At 56.1% G+C, this 25,602-nt stretch carries 24 protein-coding genes; 11 read left to right on the plus strand and 13 right to left on the minus strand.

Annotation, left to right across the window (positions count from 1 at the left end; genetic code table 11):
• Nucleotides 1–124 precede the first annotated feature (124 nt).
• On the plus strand, nucleotides 125–1,651 hold the full coding sequence (locus FHW16_RS08635) for a sensor histidine kinase (protein WP_246711696.1): 1,527 nt from the start codon (nucleotides 125–127) through the stop codon (nucleotides 1,649–1,651).
• On the opposite strand, the gene FHW16_RS08640 is transcribed toward FHW16_RS08635, so the two are convergent.
• From FHW16_RS08640 to FHW16_RS08655, 4 genes are all read right to left on the minus strand, one after another.
• Nucleotides 1,631–2,080, minus strand: a complete 450-nt coding sequence (locus FHW16_RS08640) for a hypothetical protein (RefSeq protein ID WP_182548657.1) — start codon at nucleotides 2,078–2,080, stop codon at nucleotides 1,631–1,633. The two genes, FHW16_RS08635 and FHW16_RS08640, sit on opposite strands and share 21 nt — an antisense overlap.
• A 1-nt stretch (nucleotide 2,081) precedes the next feature.
• Nucleotides 2,082–2,420 (minus strand): DUF883 family protein, encoded by a 339-nt coding sequence (locus FHW16_RS08645; RefSeq protein WP_182548658.1) that lies wholly within the window; start codon nucleotides 2,418–2,420, stop codon nucleotides 2,082–2,084.
• Nucleotides 2,421–2,544: 124 nt separating this feature from the next.
• The gene (locus FHW16_RS08650; RefSeq protein WP_182548983.1) at nucleotides 2,545–3,408 is read right to left on the minus strand and encodes a PRC-barrel domain-containing protein; all 864 of its coding nucleotides are present in this window, start codon (nucleotides 3,406–3,408) and stop codon (nucleotides 2,545–2,547) included.
• Between the two features lie 233 nt (nucleotides 3,409–3,641).
• Entirely contained in the window at nucleotides 3,642–3,800 is a 159-nt protein-coding gene (locus tag FHW16_RS08655) for a DUF3309 family protein (protein ID WP_182548659.1), read from the minus strand.
• Nucleotides 3,801–4,029: 229 nt separating this feature from the next.
• Here FHW16_RS08655 and FHW16_RS08660 point away from each other — a divergent pair, with 229 nt between their 5' ends.
• From FHW16_RS08660 to FHW16_RS08675, 4 genes are all read left to right on the plus strand, one after another.
• Nucleotides 4,030–5,994 carry an AI-2E family transporter gene (locus FHW16_RS08660; RefSeq protein ID WP_182548660.1) on the plus strand — a complete coding sequence of 655 codons (1,965 nt, stop codon included), beginning with the start codon at nucleotides 4,030–4,032 and terminating at the stop codon, nucleotides 5,992–5,994.
• Nucleotides 5,995–6,246: 252 nt separating this feature from the next.
• On the plus strand, nucleotides 6,247–6,438 hold the full coding sequence (locus FHW16_RS08665) for a CsbD family protein (protein ID WP_182548661.1): 192 nt from the start codon (nucleotides 6,247–6,249) through the stop codon (nucleotides 6,436–6,438).
• Nucleotides 6,439–6,561: 123 nt separating this feature from the next.
• The gene (locus tag FHW16_RS08670; protein WP_182548662.1) at nucleotides 6,562–7,368 is read left to right on the plus strand and encodes a transglutaminase-like domain-containing protein; all 807 of its coding nucleotides are present in this window, start codon (nucleotides 6,562–6,564) and stop codon (nucleotides 7,366–7,368) included.
• A gap of 67 nt (nucleotides 7,369–7,435) precedes the next feature.
• Nucleotides 7,436–7,678, plus strand: coding sequence for a DUF768 domain-containing protein (locus FHW16_RS08675; protein WP_182548663.1), 243 nt, complete (start codon nucleotides 7,436–7,438; stop codon nucleotides 7,676–7,678).
• Here FHW16_RS08675 and FHW16_RS08680 read toward each other — a convergent pair.
• The 4 genes from FHW16_RS08680 to FHW16_RS08695 all read right to left on the minus strand — a co-directional run bounded on the left by FHW16_RS08680 (nucleotide 7,675) and on the right by FHW16_RS08695 (nucleotide 13,699).
• Complete coding sequence (locus tag FHW16_RS08680; RefSeq protein ID WP_182548664.1) at nucleotides 7,675–10,926, minus strand: error-prone DNA polymerase; 3,252 nt, start codon at nucleotides 10,924–10,926, stop codon at nucleotides 7,675–7,677. The two genes, FHW16_RS08675 and FHW16_RS08680, sit on opposite strands and share 4 nt — an antisense overlap.
• The gene (locus FHW16_RS08685) at nucleotides 10,926–12,482 is read right to left on the minus strand and encodes a Y-family DNA polymerase (protein ID WP_182548665.1); all 1,557 of its coding nucleotides are present in this window, start codon (nucleotides 12,480–12,482) and stop codon (nucleotides 10,926–10,928) included. The genes FHW16_RS08680 and FHW16_RS08685 overlap by 1 nt, the downstream gene beginning before the upstream one ends.
• A complete protein-coding gene (locus FHW16_RS08690) occupies nucleotides 12,391–13,176 on the minus strand; it encodes an ImuA family protein (RefSeq protein WP_182548666.1) in 786 nt (261 codons plus the stop codon). The genes FHW16_RS08685 and FHW16_RS08690 overlap by 92 nt, the downstream gene beginning before the upstream one ends.
• A 94-nt stretch (nucleotides 13,177–13,270) precedes the next feature.
• Nucleotides 13,271–13,699, minus strand: a complete 429-nt coding sequence (locus tag FHW16_RS08695; RefSeq protein WP_182548667.1) for an Lrp/AsnC family transcriptional regulator — start codon at nucleotides 13,697–13,699, stop codon at nucleotides 13,271–13,273.
• 122 nt (nucleotides 13,700–13,821) lie between these two features.
• On the opposite strand from FHW16_RS08695, the gene FHW16_RS08700 reads away from it, so the two are divergent.
• The 4 genes from FHW16_RS08700 (at nucleotide 13,822) to FHW16_RS08715 (ending at nucleotide 17,809) form a co-directional block, all read left to right on the plus strand.
• A complete protein-coding gene (locus tag FHW16_RS08700) occupies nucleotides 13,822–14,925 on the plus strand; it encodes a saccharopine dehydrogenase family protein (RefSeq protein WP_182548668.1) in 1,104 nt (367 codons plus the stop codon).
• A gap of 211 nt (nucleotides 14,926–15,136) precedes the next feature.
• Complete coding sequence (locus FHW16_RS08705; protein WP_182548669.1) at nucleotides 15,137–16,156, plus strand: ABC transporter substrate-binding protein; 1,020 nt, start codon at nucleotides 15,137–15,139, stop codon at nucleotides 16,154–16,156.
• Between the two features lie 13 nt (nucleotides 16,157–16,169).
• Nucleotides 16,170–17,021: an ABC transporter ATP-binding protein gene (locus tag FHW16_RS08710; RefSeq protein WP_182548670.1), complete on the plus strand. Its 852-nt coding sequence runs from the start codon at nucleotides 16,170–16,172 to the stop codon at nucleotides 17,019–17,021.
• Nucleotides 17,018–17,809 (plus strand): ABC transporter permease, encoded by a 792-nt coding sequence (locus FHW16_RS08715; RefSeq protein ID WP_182548671.1) that lies wholly within the window; start codon nucleotides 17,018–17,020, stop codon nucleotides 17,807–17,809. Before FHW16_RS08710 ends, FHW16_RS08715 begins: the two co-directional genes overlap by 4 nt.
• 37 nt (nucleotides 17,810–17,846) lie before the next feature.
• Here the strand turns inward: FHW16_RS08715 and FHW16_RS08720 are convergent, their stop codons facing one another.
• The 3 genes from FHW16_RS08720 to FHW16_RS08730 all read right to left on the minus strand — a co-directional run bounded on the left by FHW16_RS08720 (nucleotide 17,847) and on the right by FHW16_RS08730 (nucleotide 21,869).
• Complete coding sequence (locus tag FHW16_RS08720; protein WP_182548672.1) at nucleotides 17,847–19,136, minus strand: MFS transporter; 1,290 nt, start codon at nucleotides 19,134–19,136, stop codon at nucleotides 17,847–17,849.
• Between the two features lie 87 nt (nucleotides 19,137–19,223).
• Nucleotides 19,224–20,474: an aminopeptidase gene (locus FHW16_RS08725; RefSeq protein WP_182548673.1), complete on the minus strand. Its 1,251-nt coding sequence runs from the start codon at nucleotides 20,472–20,474 to the stop codon at nucleotides 19,224–19,226.
• Nucleotides 20,475–20,555: 81 nt separating this feature from the next.
• Nucleotides 20,556–21,869: an MFS transporter gene (locus FHW16_RS08730; RefSeq protein WP_182548674.1), complete on the minus strand. Its 1,314-nt coding sequence runs from the start codon at nucleotides 21,867–21,869 to the stop codon at nucleotides 20,556–20,558.
• A gap of 322 nt (nucleotides 21,870–22,191) precedes the next feature.
• On the opposite strand from FHW16_RS08730, the gene FHW16_RS08735 reads away from it, so the two are divergent.
• Entirely contained in the window at nucleotides 22,192–22,872 is a 681-nt protein-coding gene (locus FHW16_RS08735; protein ID WP_182548675.1) for a superoxide dismutase, read from the plus strand.
• A gap of 4 nt (nucleotides 22,873–22,876) precedes the next feature.
• On the opposite strand, the gene FHW16_RS08740 is transcribed toward FHW16_RS08735, so the two are convergent.
• Both FHW16_RS08740 and FHW16_RS08745 read right to left on the minus strand, forming a co-directional pair.
• The gene (locus tag FHW16_RS08740; RefSeq protein WP_182548676.1) at nucleotides 22,877–23,722 is read right to left on the minus strand and encodes an SDR family NAD(P)-dependent oxidoreductase; all 846 of its coding nucleotides are present in this window, start codon (nucleotides 23,720–23,722) and stop codon (nucleotides 22,877–22,879) included.
• A 48-nt stretch (nucleotides 23,723–23,770) separates the two neighbouring features.
• Nucleotides 23,771–24,217 (minus strand): hypothetical protein, encoded by a 447-nt coding sequence (locus FHW16_RS08745; RefSeq protein ID WP_182548677.1) that lies wholly within the window; start codon nucleotides 24,215–24,217, stop codon nucleotides 23,771–23,773.
• A gap of 332 nt (nucleotides 24,218–24,549) precedes the next feature.
• Here FHW16_RS08745 and FHW16_RS08750 point away from each other — a divergent pair, with 332 nt between their 5' ends.
• The gene (locus FHW16_RS08750; RefSeq protein ID WP_182548678.1) at nucleotides 24,550–25,536 is read left to right on the plus strand and encodes an MlaD family protein; all 987 of its coding nucleotides are present in this window, start codon (nucleotides 24,550–24,552) and stop codon (nucleotides 25,534–25,536) included.
• Nucleotides 25,537–25,602 lie beyond the last annotated feature (66 nt).

The raw sequence follows: 25,602 nt of genomic DNA on the forward strand, positions 1-25,602 counted from the left end.
AACAGAAACGGCGCTGGCGATTAAATGTTCCGATTTGGGAACAAAGGCCAATTGGTCGCGTTGATGTTCGAAGCTGTTTTAACGTTGAGAGTAAGGACGGCTCGACAAGGGGCGTCATGTGAATATGAAGTCAAACCATATTTCCGAAAACACGTCAGAATTCCTGTCAGCGCCTGCTCGGTTGGACGTTCTTTCCGCTATAAGTCAACTGGAATTTCAGTCAGATAGCGAACTTGCCGATCTTATATCTCTGGCTGCTTCATTGTCAGTTGCCGATTTTGCCCAGATTATTCTGGTGGGTGAGAATCAAGCGCAGATTCTGGCACAGGCCGGGATTTCCTCTGAACCGCCTTCCAATCTGTGGGCGTTTGGTGCCAGTGCTGTTGCTCTGTCAGGAGACGATTGCCTCGTTGTTTTCGATGCACGTGCTGACGAGCGGTTTTCCGAAATTGACGCCGTTTCCGCCGCACAGGATGTGCGGTTTGTTGCGGCTGTTCCTGTCTGCGTCGAAGATGAGCCCGTTGCTGCATTGATCATTGCATCGGCAAAGCCTGTTGATGCCTTTGCTCTTCCGCTTCAATCCCAGCTCAGGCAGGTGGCGAGGCTCGCCGGCTCCTTTCTCACGCTAAAGCGCGATGCCCGAAGCCGGGCAGATTCGATCGCGACATTGCACAGGGACGAGCAGCGCAATGACATGGCGCTGGAGGTCGGCAACGTTGGCAGTTGGGTTTGGGACCTGAAGACCGGCAAGTTCAGTGGTAACAAGATGGCCTATTCCATGCTTGGGCTGAGCGACGACAAACCGATCAATGGCGAGGATGTGTTCCGCGCAATGCATCCGGATGATTTTCCGTCCATGAAATCGGCGTTCACTCGGGCACTTGCCCATAATCAGGATTATGTCGGTGAATTTCGTGCCGCAGCCTCCGGCCAGTGGCTATTGGGGCGCGGGCGCATTTTCGAGCGGGATGCAGCGGGGAGGCCGGTGGTTGCCGTCGGTGTGAATATTGACATCACCAACACGCGGAATGCTGCCGAGAAAACGCGACTGTTGCTGCGCGAATTGAATCATCGGGTCAAGAACACCTTGGCCATGCTGCAATCCCTGGCACGGCAGACACTGAATCGCACATCCGATCCGGCTGAGTTCATGGAGGCGTTTTCCGGACGCCTGAGGGCTATCTCCGAAGCTCATACACTTTTGTCTGACCGGGAATGGAGTGGAATCAGTCTCGTCGATCTCATCACAAAGCAGGTCGAACCCTATGCGATCTATGATCCTGCGCAGGTCGTCCTTGAAGGCGAAGATATGATACTGCCGCCTGATCATGCGCTGGGTCTTGGTATTGCGTTGCATGAACTTGCTACCAATGCAGCCAAGCATGGAGCGTTGTCGTCTGCGGCCGGGCAGGTGCGTGTCTCCTGGCAAACGGAGCCTGGTCTGGATGAATCGCGTGTCGTGATCCATTGGGTCGAATCGGATGGTCCGCGCGTTACGGCACCCGCCGCCCGTGGTCTGGGAGAGCGTCTGATCGAACGCAGTCTGGACAAGGTTCTGTCGAGCAGCGTCAGATTGAGCTATCCCGAGACCGGCATGGAGGTTTTGATTTCCATGCCGATAAAGGACGGATCAAGCGCCATCGTTGGATGATGGCTTTTTCTTCTTCGTGAGAAGCGAGAGGCCGGCAAAGGCAACGACCGGGACGGCAAGCATGAGCAGCCCGCGCGATTTCAGTACTGTCGGTGCAGCCGCCAGGGCAGCGATAGTCAGAAGCGTTGACGTGTCGACTTTTGACCGCTCGCGCTGGCGCTTACGGACAATTGCCTCGGAAATTTTCATGATGATGTAGGCCAGCAGCGCAAGAACAAAAGCCCCCCCAGCCAGTATCAGGGCTGCATGCAGCTCGCCGAAATGCTCAGCGAGTGCGATATATCCGGCAACAAGCAAGAAAATCCCGCCAATAACCGACAGGATGCCGATGAGGCTGAGAAAAACGGCACGGCGTTTTGCCCGTTTCACGGCAGAACCGAACTCTCCAGAAACAGCACTGGACAGAAGTGGGGCCAGCAGTTTCAGCATGTCAGCGACGGGCGATCAGAGCCAGAAGAAACCCTACGCCCGCAGCAACGGCAACGGTCGTCAGAGGATTCTCGCGTACGGTCTCGGTCAGTTGATCCTCGAGCGCCTTGGCTTGAGACCGGATCTCGTCCAGAGCATCTTCGCCGCGTGACTTGGCGTTTTCAAACGTCGATGACGCATTGCTCGTTGCTTCTCTCGCCGAGTCCTTACCGATCTTGGCGAGTGTGGCTGCAATGCTCGCGATATCTTCCTTCAAAGCGGCAACCTGTGCCTGAAGATCGGGATTGGATTCGGTTGCATCATCCACGGCTTTGCGAACTTTCGAAGAAACTGACGCCATTAAAGGAACTCCTTGAGAAATATGGGTTTATAGGGGTGGAAACGCCCTGCATCACTATTGGTTCCAAACAACAGCGAAGACCGTTGCAGGACAACGCTCTCCTTTTGCTGTCAAGGCAGGAGGCCTATTCAGCACTGCCGCGCAGCAGGATTTTCTCGCTGTCTGCTTTGTACGCTTCCTCACTATAGGCAGGATGTGCCGCAAGCTGTTCCTTGGTAAAGGGCGTATAGACGGCGATCTTGCCGTCCTTGTCACTTAACAGATCAAGATTCTCGATAGAGATGGCGATCGGCTTCTTACCAAGACCAAGAAAGCCCCCCACGTCCACGACGAATGCCTCCACCTGACCGTCCGGTGTCATCAGGGCGTCGCCCACGGTGCCAAGCGTTTCTTCCTCCGACCCGTAGACTGTCGTGCCAATCAGCTTTTCTGCGCTTACGGCAGTTGCCGGGACGGCTTTGAGACCATCGTGGGCGCTCACCGTCGCTTCCGGCAGCGACTTCAACGGTTCAAGAACCGGCTTTGCACGTTCTGCGGAAACGCCCTCGCCGAGCAAAGCTCCCTTGTCAAAGGCGGGTGCTTTCTCAAGTTCTTCCTTGCTTGTGGCAATGACCAGCCAGCGTGTTTGGTCGGCGCGATCTGCCCAGGTGAGGTCACTCAAGCCAACGGCCACGTCTTTCTCGCCGATACCGACAAATCCGCCAACGCCGACGATCGCGGCGACGGCAATGCCATTGGCATCAAGCACCAGGTCTTTCACTGATCCGATCGAAAGTGCATCGTCTTGCGCACCATTATAAACCTTCTGGCCAATCAATCCGGATGCAAGTATTTGGCCGGGTTCGGATTGAAGATAGCGCTCGCCATTTGCCCCTATCTTGACCTTTTCGCCGAAAATACCGTGTGTTGTGCCGGTCTCTTTCGTTTGGGCGAAGCCGGATGCGGTTAAAACGGTCATCAAGGCGGTGGTAATCAAGAGATGTTTCATCATGGGAATATGGTTCCAGTGCACTATTGCGATGGGGAAAGAAACGCCGGCGCAGTGGCCGGCGCAAAGCAATGACCTTGAATTCTTTCTATGAAAGATAGCCAAGGAACCAAAGAATGAGGATGATCGGTAGCGGCAGGCCGATGAGCCAAAGCAAAACACCACGCAGCATATTGAGTAACTCCTGTCGTAAGAGCTGATCTGTGGGTCAGATCAGAATATAAAAATTTCAACTAGATGCGGCCCAAGAGAAGCAAGATCAGCAGAATAATCAGTACAATCCCGAGGAGCCCTGTCGGCCCATACCCCCATGCCCGTGAATGAGGCCAACTGGGAAATACACCGATAAGTGCCAGTATCAGAATGATAATCAGGATAGTCGTCACCGGCATTTCTGCTTCTCTCCTTTGGGTGGTCCGTTCATCTGGAAACTTCTGATATCGGTTTTTGTTCCGGGCTATCGAAGCGCCTCGATCGTACTCCTTGGGATAACAAGGGAAGGATCTCCTCCTTTTCGAGGCGAAGTCAGGAAAGCTGATGCAACCAAATTCAGCCGGCTTCGTTTCAGTGGCGTATTTTAACGGGGAGGGACGGTGATGAATCTAGGCAAGTGGGACAGCCATGCCTTCTGAAAATGCGCGGAAGGCATCGCCTCGTGCAGTCGAGCGCGTCACACAGAGATCCATTTATACGTCCAACACGCCTGATTCAGACGGGCGGATGCAGTTTCCACCCATTATCGTTGCCATCGCCGTGGTCGGTGCGCTTTATTTTGCGCGGGACATTTTTGTCCCGCTCGCCCTGGCATTGCTGCTGACCTTTGCCTTGTCGCCATTGGTCACATACCTGCATCGCTTCGGAATTCCGAAGGTGCTGTCGGTTATCAGCGTGGTGTTAACCGCCTTCATCGTCATCTTTCTGTTTGCCACAATTGTGGTCGGCCAGCTGACGGTTCTGGCGCAAAATTTGCCAAGCTACCAATACAATATTGAAGCCAAGATTCGAACCATCAAGGATGCCCAGTCGGGCAATGGTATATTCGATCGCGGCGCCCGCATGTTCAAACGTCTCAGCGAGGAAATTGGCCGTTCCGATGAGGTGGAGCGGTTTCCAACCGGGAACGATGCCGATCAAAAAGCTCAACATCCACCTCAAAATGTAGCGCAGCAAGACCCGCAGCAAGACCGGTCGCCCCTGCGCAATGATAATCCGGACAAACCTGTTCCGGTCGAAATCCGCTATCCTGCACCCGATCCGCTGCAGTTGCTGCAAACGGTTGCCGGACCGCTGATTCAACCGTTGGCAACGATTGGCATCGTCATCGTCTTCGTTATTTTCATGTTGCTGCGGCGGGAGGATCTACGCGACCGTTTCATCAAGCTTGTTGGCGCCAGCGATATTCACCGCACCACTACGGCTTTGCATGATGCGGGCAAGCGGGTCGGGCAATATCTTTTGATGCAGCTCGTCATCAATATCTGCTTTGGTGTTCCTATCGGCATCGGTCTTTGGCTGATCGGCATTCCCAATCCGATGCTGTGGGGGCTTCTGGCCATTGCCCTTCGCTTCGTTCCCTATATCGGCCCGTTCATCGCAGCGTCGTTCCCGCTGGTGCTTTCGCTGGCAGTCGATCCGGGGTGGATGCTCCTGTTGTGGACGGCAAGCCTGTTCATCGTTCTCGAACTCATCAGCAACAACATCATGGAACCGGTTCTCTATGGATCGAAAACAGGGCTCTCGCCAGTGGCTATCCTGCTCGCGGCTATTGTCTGGACCTGGATATGGGGTCCTATCGGGCTTCTTCTCTCCACGCCGTTGACGGTTTGCCTCGTTGTGCTGGGACGCCACGTACCACGGTTCGAATTTCTTGATGTGTTGCTTGGCAATGAGCCCGTGCTCCTGCCGCCGCAACAGCTCTATCAGCGATTGCTGTCCGGCGATCCCGACGAGGCGACGGAGAAAGCCGAGGACTACCTGCAATCATCGACGATAGGCGATTACTACGTTTCCGTTGCTGTGCCTGCGCTTTTGCTTGCCGAGCATGACCGGGGGCGGGGAGTGCTGGATGCAACGCGCCGCGGCCGGGTGGCACAGAGCATGATACGCCTCGTGGAAAATCTGTCAGATCATCAGGATGATGAAGATGACGCGGTTGCCGAAAACGAAGCCGACGCCGAACCAGCCAAGACAAAAAATGGCAAGGCTAAAGAACCAAAGACGATTATCTCGGCTGGAGGGCGAGGCAATCTTGACGACGCGGCTGCGGTGATTGTTGGCGATATTCTCGAGCGGCGCGATTTCGATGTTCGCGACATTACCCATGACGAACTGGAGACCGTCAATATAGGGAAACTCGATCTCGCGGATGCGAGTGCGATTTATGTCAGTTACCTCAACACATCATCCGTAGCCCATGCCCGCTATCTTGTCCGCCGCATCCGGCGACGCAATGCGCGCATCAAAATCATCATTGGGTTCTGGTCCGACACCCCCGGAAGCATCGAGGGAGAGAAGATCGTCGGGTCAACCAAAAACTGCTATTTTGCCTCGTCAATCGACGAGGCTGTAACCCATGTTTCCGGGTGATCGCACGTATTCCCGCGAAAGCTTCCGTTTGTCGGGAACCAAGACAATCCTGCAACGTTTCAAGGAGGCTGATCGCATGCCGGTCAGCACGTTCAGAACCCGGTGCCTGTTCCCCCGTGGGCGCCGGGTTTTCTATGCGTGAACAGACGCATTCCCTTTGTTTTCAATAAGTTGAATATTTTCACCGGGTCTGGAACCGCAGGCCATGTGCGCCGTTTAACGAGTGTGAATGAACAATCAAGGAGTAGACCGATGGGTAGCACAGGCGACAAGATTTCCGGGCTTGCAAACAAAGCAGCTGGCAATATCAAACAGGCGGCTGGCAAGGCGACAGGCTCCAAGAAGCTGCAAGCCGAAGGGAAGGCGCAGGAACTGAAAGGCGACGCCCAGCAGATCAAGGGTAAAGCCAAGGATGCTGTAAAAAAGGTCGTTGACCGCGCCTGATTGCACCTGCGACTTCAAATTCTGACCGGCTCGCAATCGAGCCGGTTGCTTTTTGCGCAATAGTCTGTCGTGCTGAACTGCAATTTTCAAAAATAATATTCTGATGTGTTGAGGGGTATCTTCATGAGACTGAATGTCGGGTGTGAATTGAGTTTTGATTTTGTTCAGGAAACACCCCTGATTGCCATATTGAATGTGCACCACTCAAGGGTGGATGACATTGAGGGGATCGAGACATTCCAGTCGACCTTGGGTTCCAGCGTCGATGGCTATCACGATCAGTTCGGTAACTGGTGCAACCGAATTCTTGCTGCCCCCGGGCCCTTCACGTGTTCGACCAATGCGGTTGTCTACGACGATGGCCTGCCTGATCCAGTCGTGCTGGACGCCATTCAACATCATGTGCAGGACCTGCCTGCCGAGACGCTGGTTTATCTTTTGGGCAGCCGTTATTGCGAGACGGATGTCTTGAGTGAAGATGCATGGCGGTTGTTCGGCTATGCTCCCGAAGGCTGGCAGCGGGTTCAGGCGGTCTGCGACTACGTACATAATCACATTACTTTCGGCTATGAATTTTCCAACCCGACGCGAACTGCAGCATCAGGCTTTGCGGAGGGCCGTGGCGTTTGCCGGGATTTTACCCATCTGGCCGTGGCTTTTTGCAGGTGCCTCAATATCCCGACCCGCTATTGCACTGGTTATATCACCGATATCGGTACGCCGCTGCCCCATTCCGCCATGGATTTTTGCGCCTGGATGGAAGTTTATCTTGGCGGGCAATGGCATGCGTTCGATCCACGCAACAACAAGCCCCGCATCGGACGGATCAAGGTAGCGCACGGACGGGATGCGGCTGACGTTCCGCTGACCAATATTTTTGGGCCCAATGTCCTGACCAAGTTCACCGTTTGGGCCGAAGAAGCAGTGTGATATTCTGCTTTTTTCGCAACCTTCTCCACTGCCAGCAGTTTTGACTGGAGGTATATAGGAGGAAAGTATGAGCCAACGTGCGATTGATTTCGTCAATAACTGGATAGAAGCCAATGTTCATGCCACGCGGCCGGCTGATATGGCGCATGATGATCCACGGCCGAAACAGCTTGTCGCCAAATGCACTGCCGAAGCCGAGGCAGTCGGTATTTCGAAGGAAGAGATACTGGATGGGCTAGGAGATCTGGAGATTTGTATGATCACCGCCATTGACCGTGCTGCGTTGGCCAAGAACGTCAAGCAAGCTTAGTGGAAATCCCGCGATTTGGGCAGGATGCGGACTTGGCGCGGATGACGGGCTCTCGATTGATCGGGGACCGGGTGAACCACTTCGTCGCCACGCGATACGGTCAGGGACGGTAGCTGTTCCGAAAGACGATACAGATCCGCCGTCCGATCAATCAGTTTTCTGGCAACGATATGGGTGACGTTATCGCTGGTTTGGACAGTGCCCTCAATGAGGATGAGACGGGAACTCATTACTTCCTTGCGGTAGGCAGCCATTGTTTTCGCCCAGACGATGATATTGGCAATGCCGGTTTCATCCTCGATTGTCATGAAGACAACACCTTTTGCACTGCCCGGCCTTTGGCGGACAGTGACCACGCCGGCAAGCTTGACGCGCCTGTTGCTGGGCATCGCCGTGGCCTGTTGACAGGTCACGGCGCCCTCGCCGGCAAGCATGTCCCGCAGAAACTGCATGGGGTGTCCCTTGAGCGATAGCCGGAAGGATTCATAGTCCGCAATGACGTGCTCGGCCATTTGCATGCCCGGCAGTCTTGTCTCTGCTTCCATGGCAAGCTCGTTGGTTTCGGCGATCTGAAAGAGCGGCAAGGTTGCGTTGTCAGGAAATCTGCGAACGGCCCAGAGCGCTTCACGCCGGTCAATGGCCAGCGAGCGAAACGCATCCGCATCGGCGAGCAGAACGAAGGCGCGGCGCTCCAGTCTCGTCACGCGGCGGACTTCTTCAATGTCCCTATAGGGCTTTATCCGCTTTGCGCAAATTTCTTCAGCCCATGCTTTCGAGAAGCCGTCGACCTGCCGAAAGCCCATGCGCATGACGAGGTTGTTGTTATTTCCTCTTTCCAGCGTGTTGTCCCATTCGCTGAAATTGATATCAACAGGGCATACCTCGACGTCGTGCTCGCGCGCATCGCGGATGATCTGGGCCGGGGCATAGAAACCCATGGGCTGCGAATTCAGGAGAGCTGCAGCAAATACCTCCGGATGGTGGCATTTGATCCAGGAGGAAATGTAGACAAGAATGGCGAAACTTGCCGCATGGCTTTCCGGGAAACCATACTCACCGAAGCCCTTGATCTGATTGAAGCAGTTTTCGGCAAAGGTGCGCTCATAGCCGCGGCGCACCATGCCCTCAACCATCTGCTCCTGCATCTTGTGAATGGTGCCGCGATTGCGGAACGTTGCCATGGCGCTGCGCAGTTTATTGGCCTCATCAGGGGTAAAACCTGCCGCTTCAATGGCAATGCGCATTGCCTGCTCCTGAAACAGAGGAACGCCAAGGGTTTTATAAAGGACGTTCTTGAGTTCGTCCTTGTCCCCATGCTCGGGAGAAGGCGACGGATAATGAACAGCCTCAATTTTTTTGCGCCGCCGCAAATAAGGATGAACCATATCACCCTGAATCGGCCCCGGACGCACGATGGCGACCTCGATGACCAGATCGTAAAATTTCCTTGGGCGCAGGCGCGGCAGCATGTTCATCTGGGCGCGGCTTTCCACCTGAAACACCCCAAGAGAATCCGCCTCGCACAGCATGTCGTAGACCTTCAGATCGCCCTGCGGAACAGTCGCAAGCTCATAACGATCGCCTCCCTTATGCAGGTGGATAAGATCAAAGGCCTTGCGGATGCAGGTCAGCATGCCGAGCGACAGCACATCGACCTTCATGATTCGAAGCGTGTCGATATCGTCCTTGTCCCATTCGATGAAGGAACGATCTTTCATGGCCGCAGGGCCTATGGGAACGGTTTCGTCCAGTCGCTCCCGCGTCAGGACAAACCCGCCGACATGCTGCGAAAGGTGCCGCGGAAAACCGAGCAGCTCCGTCGCCAATTTGACGGCACGACGGATCATGATGTTGTCAGGGTCAAGGCCTGCTTGCCTCACCTGCTGCTGCTCAACCGTGGTTCCCCAGCTGCCCCACACCGTATTGGCAAGCGCAGCCGTTACATCTTCGGTCAGCCCTAAGGCCTTGCCGACATCACGAATGGCGCTGCGCGGGCGGTAGCTGATAACGGTCGCGACAATGGCTGCGCGGTCGCGGCCATAGCGCTTATAGACCCATTGCATGACTTCCTCACGTCGTTCGTGTTCGAAATCGACATCGATATCGGGAGGTTCCTTGCGCTCGGCCGAGAGAAAGCGTTCGAACAGCGCATTGCCGTTGGTGGGATCGACAGCGGTAATGTGCAGGCAATAGCAGACGGCTGAGTTGGCTGAGGAACCTCGCCCCTGACACAGGATGTTCTGCGATCGCGCGTAAGTGACAATGTCATGAACCGTCAGGAAATAGGGCGCGTATCCCAGTGTTCCGATAAGTGTCAATTCCTTGTTCAAGAGGTCCCGGACCATTTCCGGAATACCTCCGGGATAACGTTTCACAGCGCCTTTCCAGGTCTCGTCAGTCAGATGCTGCTGCGGGGTTTTACCCGGCGGCACAGGTTCATCCGGGTAGTGGTACTGCAATTCGCTCAATGAGAAGGTAATCGGTGCGGTGAAGCGGCGGATTTCCTGAAGGGCCGAGGAAAAATGCCGGAAAAGATGCTGCATTTCCTCTGCTGGTTTCAGATGCCTCTCGGCGTTTTTTTCCAGTTTGCGTCCGGCCGTATAAATGGTGACATGTTCCCGGATGCAGGTCAGCACATCCTGCAAGGGGCGGCGGGAAGGGGTGTGATAGAGCACATTGTTGACCGCCAGCAGCGGAACACCGGCTGTAGTAGCGATCCGCTCCAGCCTTTCGCCATAGCGCCGGTCAGCACCCTGATAGGGCATGGCAAGACCAAGCCAGACACATCCCGGGGCAACCACGCCAAGTTTTTTCAACAGAGGCAGCAGACTTTTGTCTGGCTGTTCCTGAGGCATAATCACGGTTTGAAAATCTTTCGCACGGAAAAGAAAATCCTCAAGCACCAGATGGCACTCGCCCTTGATCTTCGCCCGCTTTTTTCCTTCGCTTAAAAGACGGCAAAGCTGACCATAGGCCGGGCGGTCGCGCGGATAGACAATCAGATCGGGTGTACCATCGGTGAACATCAGCCGGCAGCCGATAAAGAGGTTCAGCTTTATCCCTTGTTCCTCTGTCAGCTCCTTATGGGCCTTATAGGCCCGTACCACTCCGGCAAGCGTGTTGCGGTCGGCGATACCAATTCCCTCAAGGCCCAGCAATGCAGCCGCCTGCACCAGTTCTTCCGGTTGTGATGCCCCTTCGAGAAAGGAGAAGTTGCTGGTAACGGCAAATTCCGTATAGCCGGACATCAGGCAAAGAGCCCATGCAGATACCAGCGCGGTGTGGTCTGGCCGCGCTCATACAGGCCTTCGCGAAAGACCCAGAAACGGTGTCCCTTGTTGTCTTCGAGGCGATAATAATCGCGTGTCAGGGCCCCGGCATGCTCCCGCCACCATTCCGGTGCGATACGCTCCGGCCCTTCGGCCAGAACAATATTGTGCCGGACCCGGCGCCAGACGAATTGAGCCGGGGCGCCATCGGGAATTCCCGCTGTTGTTTCAATTTGTTCCGGCGGCTGGAACAGCCGGACTGGACGCTCCGGCGGTTCGCCCGGATGATGGCCGGGTGTCCATTCTAAAGGCAGCTCCGTTGCGGTGTGTATAGCCGGTTCGAGTGAAACGGCGCGTTCGGGAATATGTGTATCGACTGGGTGCGGGCGCTGGACCCTGTTGGTACCAAGACGAATGGACAGACGGTCGATCAGGCCGCCAATTTCTTCGGTTTCCTGAACGTTGGTATCGAGGCTTTTTTGTACGGTCCGGGTTCGCTCGACCCGGACAGCAGCAAGGCGGATGATGTCAAAGCCGTAACCGGCATCGAGTGGTTCCGCGAGCGTGGAGAGCCGTTCCTTCAACAGTCTGAACAGGGTCTTGGTCTCGGTGAGTGGCCGTCCCGCCTGAATGTCGATACGTCTGATCTCACCATCCACGCGGAAAAACGAGGCCTCGATTTCCCGTGCTCCCTCCGCACGCTGCTGCAACTGCCGGAAAAGCGCATTGCCAAGCGCATGAAGCACCAACTCAACGGAGTCCATGACAATCAGAGGCTCGACCATGCGGCGTTCGGCCATGCAGGCGGGAACGATACGCCGGGGCGAGATCGGGTGGTTCGCATATCCGAAAAGCGCATCGAGGCGATCCACCAGTCCGGCGCTGAAACGCGCGGCCAAGGCGGCGCGGGGAAGAACTTCGATATCGCCGACAGTGCGCAGTCCGGCCCTCTTTAGACCAGCCAGATGAACATCATCGATCTCGAGACTGACGAGGCGCAACCGCCGCAGTTTCTCCTTGAGGACAGAATCATCAATCACGCCCCCCGGTGAATGGCGGGCAAACGCGTGAGCTGCAGATGCATTGCCGGCAACGGCCGATCGGACAGCCACGCCATATTGGTTCAGGCGCTGGTGGATATCTTTCAGCATGTTCTGCTCATCACCGAAGAGATGCGCGCAGCCGGTGATATCAAGCATCAGCCCATCGGGACCATCGAGAGCGACCAGAGGTGTATAGCAGTCACACCAGTCGCCCAGTTTCTCCAAGAGGGCGGCGTCCTTGCGCGGTGAGGCGAAGGCGATGTCGAGGTTTTCGAACTGCGCCCGGGCGTCGGTCAAGGCCATGGTCTTGAACAGGCCTGCCTTGGCGGCCCGTTCGTCAAGCGCTGTCAGACGCAAGGCATTGACGACTTTGTCGACAACAATCAGCAACTGGCCGGACTCAGCCCGTTGCGGATTTTCGCGTTTGAGGCGGTCGGTGGGCAGGTGTGGAAACCACAGTGCCAGAAACCGGTTCGATCTGTCTGAAAACATGATCATCACTCTCCCATTGCAGGATCCAATGGCCTGTCATGCCCTGCCTGTTGCGTATAAGGGTGGTGTCAAACACCGGGTGGCCGGGCGCACTGGCCCCGCTCGACTGCGAGGGTGCAGAGCGGATCATCCAGCGGGTCACGGCGGAGTTGTCGATTGGAACGGCACCGAGCCGCAGGAGGAGGGCGGGGACACCTGTCTGCTGGGCGGTCAGCAACAATTTGCGTGTGGCTGTCAGGTCGAGGCATTTCGGATTGCTCCACGGCGCTATGATGACGGCGCCTGTTCCCCGGATGCCAAGACTGTCCGATGCGGCTTTCAGGACATCCTGCGGCGACGAACAGCGCACGATGACAAGCCGCTCCGGATCAAGCCCGAGATTCTTCAATCCGGGTGCATAGGGAAAACCATATTCCTGCGCTGCAAAGTCCTCTTCGAGCCAGACAATAGGGCTTTGGTCACTGGAAGACCGCAAGGCAAGGGCGATAACGAATCCGGTCGCCGCGCCTGCATCATGCATTTTCGCTGAAAAGACCTCATGCAACGCTCCCCGTTGCAGACCTTTGCCAAGCATCCTGTCAAGGCTTCGGTCGCCAAAACCAAAGGCACTGCGCGGCGCCTGCGCTTCCAGCGCATTCCGCTCGCTTAAAGACGCAATATCGCGCCGCAACGCCGTAAGGTTGACGGTTGTCACCACGGTTTCCCCTAAATGTTCATGATATGTTCCATTATGGAATCCATTCGGCCAAAGAGTCAAGCGGAGTCCAAGGCGTTCGGATTTATATCTCTCAGCGATCGATACGTGTGGAGAGGATGATGGAAGAAATGGTGCGTTCAACACCTTCCAATGCGCCGATCTGGTCGAGCAGAGTATCAAGCTCGCTGATGGAGGGCGCCTCGAGAATCACGATCATATCGTATTGCCCGCTGATCGAATGCAGGGTCCGCACCCAGGCAATCTCGCGCAATGCCACTTCGACCCGCTTGGCGAATTTCGGCAGGGCCGTCACCAGTACGTGCGCCTTGACCAGATCACGCTCATATTCGGGGGAAAGCAGCACGCTGTAGCCACGAATCATGCCGCGCTTTTCCAGCCGCTCTATGCGGCTTTGCACCGTGGTGCGCGATACGCCGAGCTTGCGGGCAAGGTCGGCGGTCGAGGCGCGTGCGTTCTCACGTAGCAGGGAAAGCAGGGCGTGATCGGCATCTGTCAGCATAATGTCAAACTCATACGGCGTATTTGCTAAAAATAGGGCGTTATATCGTCAGTTTACACGCTTCATTTCGACGATCAAGGGTGAGAAAATGATGAAAGTTCTGAAATCCTGAGGGGAATCACATGAAAGAGATCGTCATCGTCGGTGCAGGCAAAATCGGCGGAACAATCGCCAACCTGCTCGCAAACACCGGAGACTACCGTGTCACCGTCGTCGACCGGGCTCAGGCGCAGCTTGAGGCTCTGGACGTTTCCCCGCTGGTGGTGACCCGCTGCATCGAGATTGCGGAAGAAGGCGCGCTTGAGAAGATTCTCGCCGGCAAGTTTGCCGTGCTGAGCGCCGCTCCTTTCCACCTGACCACCCGCATTGCGCAGGCGGCAGCTTCATCGGGCGTGCATTATCTCGATCTGACCGAAGATGTTGCCAGCACCCGCATCGTCAAGCAGCTTTCGGCGACAGCCAAGACAGCTTTCATTCCCCAGTGTGGTCTGGCTCCGGGCTTCATCTCGATTGTTGCCAATGATCTGGCCAAGCGCTTCGATACGCTGGAAAGTGTGCGCATGCGGGTTGGTGCCTTGCCCCAGTACCCGTCCAATGCGCTCAACTATAACCTGACCTGGAGCACGGACGGCGTTATCAACGAATATTGCGAGCCATGCGAAGCTATCGTCGACGGTGAATTGACCGAAGTGCCGCCGCTGGAAGAGCGTGAGGAATTCTCGCTCGACGGCGTGACCTACGAGGCTTTCAACACATCAGGTGGTCTTGGCACCCTGTGCGAAACACTCCTCGGCAAGGTCCGCACGCTGAACTACCGCACGATCCGTTATCCCGGCCATGCGGCCATCATGAAGGCGCTGCTCAACGATCTTGGCCTGCGCGACCGCCGCGATGTGTTCAAGGACATTCTGGAAAATGCCCTGCCTTCGACCATGCAGGATGTCGTGGTGATTTTCGTGACCGTCAGTGGCCGCAAGAAGGGCCGTCTCTTGCAGGAAACCTATGCCAACAAGGTCTATAGCGGCCACATCGGCAACGTGCTTTACAGCGGTATCCAGATCACGACAGCGTCGGCCATTTGCGCCGTTCTCGACATGCTGGCCAATGGCGACCTGCCACAGCAGGGCTTCCTCAAGCAGGAGGATATCGCGCTTGATGCTTTCCTCGCAAACCGTTTTGGCAAGGCCTATGCCCAGACCGAAACAGCAGGACGCCTCGTCGCCTGATCATTCTGGCTTATTGGCCAACGCATAAATGACGCGCCGGACCCAAGTCTGGCGCGTTTTTGTTGCGATATTTGGTCCGTCTCCTTGCCTTGCACTTCTGGAATCCGGGTGGTAGCGTTTTGAAAACACGTGAAAACAGACAAACATCACGCTGATCGTCAAGGCACCTCGTATGTCTTGTTGAACGGCAAGTGATGCCGGGAGGAAGACAATGGAACGGCGTGAATTTCTTGTGGGCGCAGCGGCACTGTCCATGCTGGCAGGGTCAAGCACCGAACTTATGGCACAGACAGGCGGCGCGCTGGAAAAGACCAGTCTGACGCTGGGTGTCGGCGGAAAGCCACTCCTCTATTATCTTCCCCTGACGATTGCCGAGCGCCGCGGGTTTTTCAAAGATGCAGGTCTCGATGTAACAATCAATGATTTCGGTGGCGGCGCAAAGTCCCTGCAGGCGCTTGTTGGCGGCTCTGTTGATGTGGTGACGGGCGCTTATGAACATACGATCCGCATGCAGGCGAAGGGACAGGATGTCCGTGCCCTATGTGAACTCGGGCGTTTTCCTGCCATTGTCATTGCCGTACGCAAGGAACTGGCCGACAAGGTCAAATCTCCTGCCGATTTCGCCGGTCTGAAGCTTGGTGTCACAGCCCCCGGCTCATCGACTGCGCTTACGATCCAGTATGCAATGGTAAAAGCGGGCCTGAAGGCCAGTGATGCTCCACTGATCGGTATTGGCGGCGGTGCCAGTGCTGTCGCTGCAATCAAGCAGGGGCAGGTGGATGTGATCTCACATCTGGATCCCGTCATCGCCAAGCTTGAAGCGGATGGCGATATCAAGATTCTCATTGATACACGTACGGAAGAAGGCACCCGTGCGCTGTTCGGCGGCTCCAATCCGGCGGCAGTTCTCTATGTGAAAAAGGATTTTGCCGACGCGAATCCCAATACGTCAAAAGCGCTGGTAGGTGTTTTCGTCAAAACGCTGAAATGGCTGCACAGCGCTACGCCGGAAGAGATCGCCGACAGCGTTCCCGCCGAATACCAGCTGGGTGACAAGCCGCTTTATCTCAAAGCCATTGCCAATTCGCTGCCGACCTATTCGCTGGACGGGGTTCTTCCCATGGAGGGCATGCAGTCGGTTCTCAATACGCTGAAAATCCTCGACCCCGAATTCGCCAATGCGACGATTGACCTTGCCGCGACCTATGATGACCGTTTCATCAAAGGATGAGGCATAACGCTCAATGACCATTGCACAGACGACCACATCGGACCTGAACGAGGCTCACGGTGTCAATGCCGTTGAGCTCAATGGCATCCGCATTGCGTTTCCACTGCCGGATGGTGGCACCTATGAAGCTGTCGGTGAAACGAATCTCGTCGTCAGTGACCGGGAATTCGTGGCGATTGTCGGGCCCACAGGCTGCGGAAAATCGACATTGCTCAATGCTACGGCGGGTCTTCTCAAGCCGGCGCAGGGTCAGGTGCGCACTTTTTCCAAGCCGCTTTCGGGTCTCAACAAACACGCGGGCTATCTCTTCCAGCAGGATTCGCTCATGCCCTGGAAGACTGCCATAGACAATGTGGCCATCGGGCTGGAGGTGGCAGGCACGTCCCGCCGCGAAGCCCTGGAACAGGCACGAGCCTGGCTTGGCAAAGTAGGTCTCGCCGCCTTCGCCGACCGTTATCCGCACATGCTGTCGGGCGGCCAGCGCAAGCGCGTCGGGCTAGCACAGGTGCTGATCCGTCATCCCAAAATCCTGCTGATGGATGAGCCGTTCGGACCGCTTGATGCACAGACGCGGCTGATCATGGGTGATCTCCTGCTCAATCTGTGGTCGGCCGACCGCAAGGCGGTGATGTTCGTCACGCATGACCTTGATGAGGCCATTGGTCTCGCCGACCGGGTGATAATCATGTCGGCGGGTCCGTCATCCCGCATCATCGGCAATTACACGATCCCGCTGGCACGGCCGCGCAATATGGCTGACATCAAGTCTGAGCCGCAATTCCACGAAGTGCACCGGGAAATCTGGAATGCATTGAAAGAGGAAGTCCTGAAGGGCTACCGGCAGACCGAAGAGGTCCAGTCATGAACAGGCTTACTCTCATCGGCCTGCAGGTTCTTGTGGCCGTTGTCACCTTGGTGTTCTGGCACATTGCCTCAACGACAACCCTTATCGGCAATCCCAAAACCATCAGCTTTTTCTTTGCCGAACCTCTCGCCGTCGGCAAGCGCATGGTTCAGTGGTTTATGGAGGGGTCGATCTGGTATCACCTTGGCATCACGCTGACCGAGGCGGCGCTTGCCTTTATTATCGGCTCTCTGGGCGGCGTCATCATTGGATTCTGGTTTGCCCGCAAGCCGTTGCTCGCTGCGGTGTTTGATCCCTATGTCAAGGCAGCCAATGCGCTGCCCCGCGTTGTGCTCGCACCGATCTTTGCATTGTGGCTGGGGCTCGGCATCTGGTCCAAGGTAGCACTCGGCGTGACGCTGGTGTTCTTCATTGTCTTCTTCAACGTCTATCAGGGTGTCAAGGAAGTCAGTCCTGCCGTTCTTTCCAACGCCCGCATGCTCGGGATGAACGAGCGGCAGCTCCTGCGCCATGTCTACATGCCGTCCGCCCTCTCATGGATGTTCTCATCGCTTCATACCTCGGTGGGTTTTGCTGTGGTTGGCGCCGTGGTGGGAGAATATCTGGGATCAGCCGCCGGTCTTGGCTACCTCATCCACGAGGCCGAGAGCGTGTTCGATGTCACCGGTGTTTTCGCCGGGATGTTCGTGCTGATGGGCTTTGTCATTCTGGTCGACTGGCTGGTGACGCTGGTCGAGAACAGGCTGCTTGTCTGGCGGCCAAAGACATCGGTTATTTCCAACCGTTAGATGACCGCCACCGGCATTCCGGTGACGGTCATCGCGTTCAAATGGCTGTCAGATCTGCTCCGCGTGTTTCCTTGGACAGGAGCACGCAGATGATGCCTGGTATGACCATGACCGCGGCGTAGATGATCACCGCATGGGGCGTGCCCGTTGCGGTGAGCAGCAGCGTTGCAATCAGTGGTGCGACCGAACCGCCAACCACCGAGGCGACCTGATAGCTGATCGACATCGCCGAATAGCGCACATGGGTCGGGAACAGTTCCGTGAAGAACGGCGCCATGCTGCCAACGATAATGCCGTGGAATGTCAGGGTGAGCAGGGTTGCCTGCAGGACCAGTTGCGGATCGGCCCCATGCGGCAAGCTGAACAGATAGGCGCCTGCACCCAAACCACCAACAAGCCCGAGCAGCATCAAAGGTTTGCGGCCAAAACGATCCGAGGCGTAGGCTGCTGCCATGATGACGACGACTTCAAGAATAGACCCCCAGAACAGGGCGCCCACGCCGACGGATCGGGCCAGTCCCAGGAACTGCACCGTGAGAACGAGGAAGAAGGTCGTGAACAGATAGAACAGCGTGTTTTCGGCGGTTTTGACCAGAAACACCTGCCCCATGGGCTTGCTGAAATGTTTGAAGGCTTCCGATAAGGGCGCGGCCGGAACGGATTTGCGCTTTTCGACAAGTTCGATGAAGGCAGGCGATTCTTCCACCTTGCGGCGCATCCAGAAGCCGAGAACAACCAGAACGATCGAGAACAGGAACGGCAAGCGCCATGCCCAGTCGACAAAGGCCTGTTCGCCAAAGCGCAATGTCAGGAAGCTGATGGTGGCTGCGGCCAGCACGTTTGCGGCAGGTCCACCAATCATCGGAAAGCTGGTCCAGAAGCCACGCTGCTTGCCCGGCATGGATTCGGCGACGATGAGCAATGCTCCGGTGGCTTCACCGCCAACGGCGATACCCTGGAAAATACGCAGCAGAACCAGCAAAGCAGGCGCAAGAACGCCAACTGAGGCATAGGTTGGCAACAGGCCCATGGCAAAGGTCGAACCACCCATCATGGCGAGGCTGACCACAAGTGCATTCTTGCGGCCGATACGGTCTCCCAACACACCGAAGATGATTCCGCCGAGCGGGCGGGCGATAAAACCGATGGCAAAGGTGCTCAAACCAAGCAGAATCCCGATCGCCGGATCGGCGGTCGGAAAAAACGCCTTGTCAAAAACCAGTACCGCACACGTGGCGAAAACAAAGAAGTCATACCATTCGATGATGGTGCCCACCGCGCTGGCAAAGAGCAGCCGCGCGCGTTTTCCGAATCCGTCCTGAGCCATGAATTCCTCCCAATGGCGTTATTGACCCCGGGAGGCGTTCTACTGGCTCATTTTGTAACCATCAACGCATGCGATGCGTGGCTCTTGTCAGGCCCATTCGCCTTTGCGCATGACCGGCACAGTGCTGCCGTCCGCATTGACGCCATCCACGTCCACTTCACCCGATCCGATCATCCAGTCGATATGAATGAGGCTCTTGTTGCCGCCGCGCGCCGCGACTTCCTCGGGTGATAGCTTGTCGCCGTTGACGAAGCATTTGGAGTAGCACTGGCCCAGCGCGATATGGCTCGCGGCATTTTCGTCGAACAGGGTGTTGAAGAACAGAAGCCCCGACGCGGAGATCGGTGACGAGTGCGGTACCAGTGCCACTTCACCCAGACGGCGCGCGCCTTCGTCGGTGTTCAGCACCTTGTTGAAAACCTCCTCACCGCGCGAAGCCTTGGCTTCAACGATCTTGCCACCTTCAAAACGGACAGAAATATCTTCGATCAGCGTGCCCTGATGGGATAGAGGCTTTGTACTGGAAACATGACCATCCACCCGCAATGCATGCGGTGTGGTGAACACCTCCTCTGTCGGGATATTCGGGTTGCATGTGATGCCATTCTTGGCGGTCGAAGCACCGCCCTGCCACTGGTGCTCGTCGGCAAGACCAACAACCAGATCAGTACCGGGTCCCTTGAAATGCAGGGAAGCGAAGTTGAGGCCATTCAGCCATTCGCGGCGTTTGGCAAGCACCGCATTGTGCTCCCGCCATGCGGTGACAGGATCATCAATGTCAACGCGCGATGCGGCAAAGATGGCGTCGGCCAGTTTGGCAACAGCTGCATCCTCAGAATGATCAGGGAAAACCTGCTTCGCCCAGGATGGATTCGGATACGAAACAATGTTCCAGTTGACATCGAAACCGGCAATTTTCTCCAATGCCGGTTGGTAGGCCTTGGACGTTGCCCGGTTGGCGCGGGCGACCTTTTCCGGATCTTCCGCCGAAAGCAGCATTGGATTGTCGCCGGCAATTGCAAGTCGCGCAGTGTTCGATGAAAAAGCCTTGGCCATTCCCTCGAAGAGCCATGTGGCAGCATGATCAAAACTCTCCACCGGCGCATGACGGTAACGCATCAATGTGGCTTCTTCATCGGCGTAAAGAGAGGTAACCAGACCCGCCCCTGCCTTGTAGGCGTGTTCGGTTATGCCGCGCACCAGCGGCAGGGCAGCCAACGGCGCAGTAATCAGCAGGTCCTGTCCGGCCTGCAGCTGCAGACCGATTTTGACGGCAACTTCCGCCAGACGATCGAGCTTTACGGGATCAATGGAGTTGGTCTTAGCGGATGTGGTCATAACGGTTCCAGAGTGTCTGTGGAATGGAGAACGGGAGATAAAGGCGGGGTCACGAGATTGTCTGCTTCCCCGCCTGTCTGACTAATCCTCGTGGATCAGGCTGTGATCGCGGCTGTCACGCATCTTGACATAAACGATCAATGACAGGCCGATCATGATGGTCACATACCAGAAGAACCATGTCTCATGGCCCATCTCCTTGAACTTTAGAGCCACCCATTCGGCGGTGCCGCCAAAAATCGTGTTAGCCAGAGCGTAGGGCAGGGCGACGCCAAGCGCACGGATGTGCGCCGGGAAAAGCTCGGCCTTTACGACGGCATTGATGGAGGTATAGCCCGTCACGATCAAAAGTCCTGCCAGCGAAAGGGCAAATGCGATGTAGGGGTTCGTGGTGACCGCCAAGGTAGAGAAGATCAGATAGGTGAAGAGAACACCGAGAATACCGAAGCCGACCATCAGCGGTTTGCGGCCGATCTTGTCCGAAAGCGCCCCGGCGATTGGCTGGCAGAGCATGAAGATCAGAAGAGCCAGCGCCGTGATTTCTGTCGAGGATTCCTTGCTGAAACCCGATGTGTTGACGAGGAATTTCTGCAGGTAAGTGGTGTAGGCATAGAAGGCGAGCGTGCCGCCTGAGGTCAGCGCCAGAACGGTAAAGGCTTCTCTTGGATAATGGCGGAACAACGCGAAGCCGCTGGATTTTGGCTTGTCATCGTTCTTTGCATTGTGAAACGACTGGGTTTCCGCAAGTCCGCGACGAATGTAGAAAACCGCGATTGCCAGAACGCCGCCAATGGCGAAAGGAATGCGCCAGCCCCAGGCTCCAAGCTGTTCCGGCGTCAGGATGCGCTGCAGGATGAGCAGAACCACGAGCGCAACGAGCTGCCCGGAAATAAGGGTTACATACTGAAAGCTTGAATAGAAGCCACGGCGATTCTTGCCTGCCATCTCGCTGAGATAGGTTGCACTGGCGCCATATTCGCCGCCGACACTCAGGCCTTGCAACAGGCGCGCCAGAACCAGAAGAGTGGGTGCCAGAAGCCCTATCGACGCGTAACCTGGCGTGACGGCAATCAGAAGCGAGCCAAGACACATCAATGTTACGGACAGGGTGAGGCCGGCCTTGCGGCCCTTGCGGTCGGCATAGATACCCATGACCCACGCACCGATTGGCCGCATCAGGAAGCCAACAGCAAAAACAGCCGCGGCGCTTAGAAGCTCGGCTGTCTGATTGCCCGAAGGGAAGAAAACCGGGGCGAAATAAAGGGTGAAAGCGGCGTAAACATACCAGTCGTACCATTCAACGAGATTACCCGCCGATCCGCCAATAATGGATTTCAGACGGGTTTTGACATCGGGGGCAACGGCGAGTGACGCGGTTTCAGCAATATCGCTCATGAAAATTCCTACCTTTGACTATGGCTGACCGTCTGTGCTGCAAGATTGCCGGCACGGCGTTTCTTGGTTTGGAATGGGGACTCCCTGACTGCAAGTCTTAGGACAGCAACACGCAGAATTCAAATCCTTATCTGCCCCGTTCTGATGCAATTCGATGACGTGTGACTGCACCAAAGCATGATAAAAAAGAGCGGAAAATTGCCATGATCGGGGAACTCCCTCTGACCTGTGCCGTTTTTCCACAATGAGAAAGGCGTAACCCAAGCCAAGTTTCACTCAAACAGCCCCTCATTTTGCCCTCAACAATTTTCAGGAGAAGAAGATGGATCTCAACAGACGCGATATGCTGGTACTCTCGGGTGCCGTGGCAGCCACAACGCTCTTTGCCCCGACCATCCAGGCGCATGCGGCGGCTCCTTTCAAACAGCCGGAGCTGCCCTACGGTGAAGACGGTCTGGCGCCTGTTATCTCCGCACGTACCGTCGGCCTGCATTACGGCAAGCATCATGCCGGGTATTTCAAGAAGCTGAACACGCTGGTGGAAAAAACACCCTATGCCGATCTTTCGCTTGAGGAAGTTGTGGTGCGGGCGAAAAAGGAAGGCAATGCGCCCATCTTCAACAATGCGGCACAGGCCTGGAATCACAATTTCTACTGGCAGCAGTTCAAAGGCGGCTCAGCAGCAGCGAAGGGTGCTTTCGCAACCGCGGCGGAAAGTAGCTTCGGTGGGCTTGATGGCTTGAAGAAGAAGATTGTCGCTGAATCGGACAATGTTTTCGGGACAGGCTGGGTGTGGCTGGTCAAGGATGGCGGCAAGCTTGCCGTGGTCGGAATGCAGGATGCCGGCGATCCGTTGGCCGAAGGCAAGAAGGCCGTGCTTGGCATCGACGTGTGGGAGCACGCCTATTATCTCGACTATGAAAACCGCAGGGGCGAGCACGTTGCTGCGGTTCTGGACAAGCTGGTTAACTGGCAGTTCGTTTCCGAACAGTTCGAAGCCTGATCCTCTATTCCTCCTGTTTGAGGAATTCGGTAAACGCGCTCTGGTAATCCGGATGCCAGCGCGACAACGGCGGGCGATTATGGACGATATCGCCCGCAGCCCACAGGATGCGCCGTTCGTCGGTACGGCGCACCACGTCATTGTCGGGGCACAGGATATAGAAATCGCCCGCGGTCACACGCTCGAGCAGGAAGTCGACTGTTTGTTCCGGCGTCCACGCGCCTGCCGGTTTTTCCGTTCTGCCGCCAGCCGTGAGCGCTGTGTAGACAAAACCCGGAATGAACAGATGGGCGGTGACCTGACAGTCTGTGGTGTTGCGCAATTCGTGCTGCAGGGCTTCGGTGAAGGTTTTCACGCCTGATTTCGAGACATTGTAGGCCGGGTCGCCCGGCGGTGTGGTGATGCCTTGTTTCGATCCGGTATTGATGATGAGGCCGGGTTTTTGACGGACTACCATCTTGGGGCCGAATACCTGTGTCCCCCGCACGATGCCGAAGAGATTGACCTCGATGATCCTGTCCCATCCGCCGGGGCCGAAAACACTGCTGCCGGGCTGGATACCGGCGTTGTTCATGAGAAGGCTGACCGGTCCAAGCTCCGTCTCAACTCTCTGTTGAAGCCTTTGCAACTCTTCAACATTGGCCACATCGGTGCCGACGGCAATGCTATCTGCAGGGTTGCCGTGCTCGCGAACCTTGGCCAGGGCAGCATCGAGCCTTTCCCCCGGGAGGTCGGCGATGCAGACCTTCAGACCCATTGCGGCAAAGCGGATCGCTGCAGCAAGGCCGATGCCCGATGCGCCTCCGGTAATCACGGCAACGTTGGATGGGGTAAGAACCGGATGTGTCATGGCTATTCTCCTGCTTGCGATCAGCGCAGCGTTGCTATGGAGCAGAGCTTAGCCGAAATTCGGTACACGGATATAATGTTCCAGCGGACTGATACGCCCATGCGGTTCGACGTCCTGTTGATTATCCGGGGCATCTTCGGCAAGCGCCGCCTCTTTTTGCCTGCGCGCCTCGCTAATTTCCTTTTCCGAGCTTTCGCCCATGCACAGGGCACCGAGCAGGATCATGCGGGCCCTGTCAGCAAGTCCTGAATGATCTTCATTGAGGGCGATGTCGAGAATAACCCGGCTGAAATCCGTCTGCTCCAGCGGTAGTTCTGTACTGCGGCTGATCTTTTCCCGGCGCGTATTCTCCGTATTGACGAGGCTGTAGAGCTTTTCGCGCAGGTCCGCGCCGACATTCTCATACTGGATTGCCACACTCGGGGCGACCTCGGCGAGCTTCTGCTTTTGCCGCTCGCGATGTCGTTTCTGTCTCTCTGCATTGGATAATGCCATGGGTATGTCTGTGCCGTAACGAACGCGAATCACTTGCATTAACTTGATAAGGGTGCGTTCCCTAACGGGCAACAATATGGTCACGTAACACACAGACTGTTGATAACGGACGTTATGATTGCGTGAGTTACGTAACGTGGACTGGTATGGCATGGGGGCTCGCCGTAACGCCAGGCAGCCAATTACAAACGCTTGTGATGGTCTTTGCTGTGGCAACGAAGAGAGCCTTGTGCCGGAACCACAAGAACGTAGTGGCGTTCTGCAACGCGTGGGGTTAGGGATATTGCACGATATGGTTGCAAGCCTGTCGGTCCGGATGAATGGAATAGTGAATGGAAACCAAGGCCAATTATCTTGTGGTCAGTATTTTCACCGTGCTGGTGAGCTTGCTGGCTTTTGGTTTTGTCTACTGGATCGAGCGTTTGGGCGATGTTCGTCCAACGTCCATGCTGGAAATCCGCATTCCTGGTTCGGTAACGGGTCTTGCGGTGAAAAGCCAGGTTCTGTTCAATGGCCTGAAGGTTGGCGACGTGACGCGCCTTTTTATCGATGCCAGCAACCCCGATGTGGTTATCGCCCAGACGCAGATTGATTCAACCACGCCCATCACGCGGTCGACCCAGGCGGCACTGGCTTTCGTTCTGTTGACCGGTCAGGCTTATATCGAGCTGAAGGGGGGCAAGAGCTATGAGCCCAAGCTGCTTGAAGAAGCGGAAAAAGAAGATACGGTGGCACGTATCGATATCGACCCTTCATCGCTGAAAACCCTCGTACAAACGGTTCAGGACGTTCTCCAGCGGGTGGACCGTGCAATGGATGCCACCGAAAGCTATCTGAACGAAATGAAGGGACCGGCACTCGACAAGGCGCATGAAGCCAAGGATTTCACCCAGCAACTTGCCGACAGTACCGATATGATCAACCGTTACGGGCAGCGGGCGCAGGATGTACAGGCTGTTATCAAAGATGCGCGTGAAACCATGTCGAAAATCAACGAAGCTTCAGTGAAAGTTGATGATGCATTGACGAAGCTGGACAAGGTCCTCTCCGAGGACAAGGGCAGTGCGGTTGCCAATATCCGTGAACAGCTGCAATCCTATCGCGATACGGCCGATAGTCTGCAGGCGCGGCTCGCTCCGATCCTGAAAACACTGGGGACCTATACCGGTGAAAAATTGCGCAATGCGCAGAAGTTTATTTCCGATAGCCGCCGGTCAGTCGAAAATATCGAACGTGCCATCTCGAATTTCGACAGCAACCCGCAGGAGTTGCTGTTTGGCGGCGACAACAAGGTGCCGGAATATAACGGGCGGCGTTGATCCGGAACCCCCACTTGCCGTTTGGCAAGCCGCGATAACTGCTCGACACATCTTCGCTCCACGGGT

Source organism: Phyllobacterium myrsinacearum (genome assembly GCF_014138285.1).
Taxonomy (GTDB): Bacteria; Pseudomonadota; Alphaproteobacteria; order Rhizobiales; family Rhizobiaceae; genus Phyllobacterium; species Phyllobacterium myrsinacearum_A.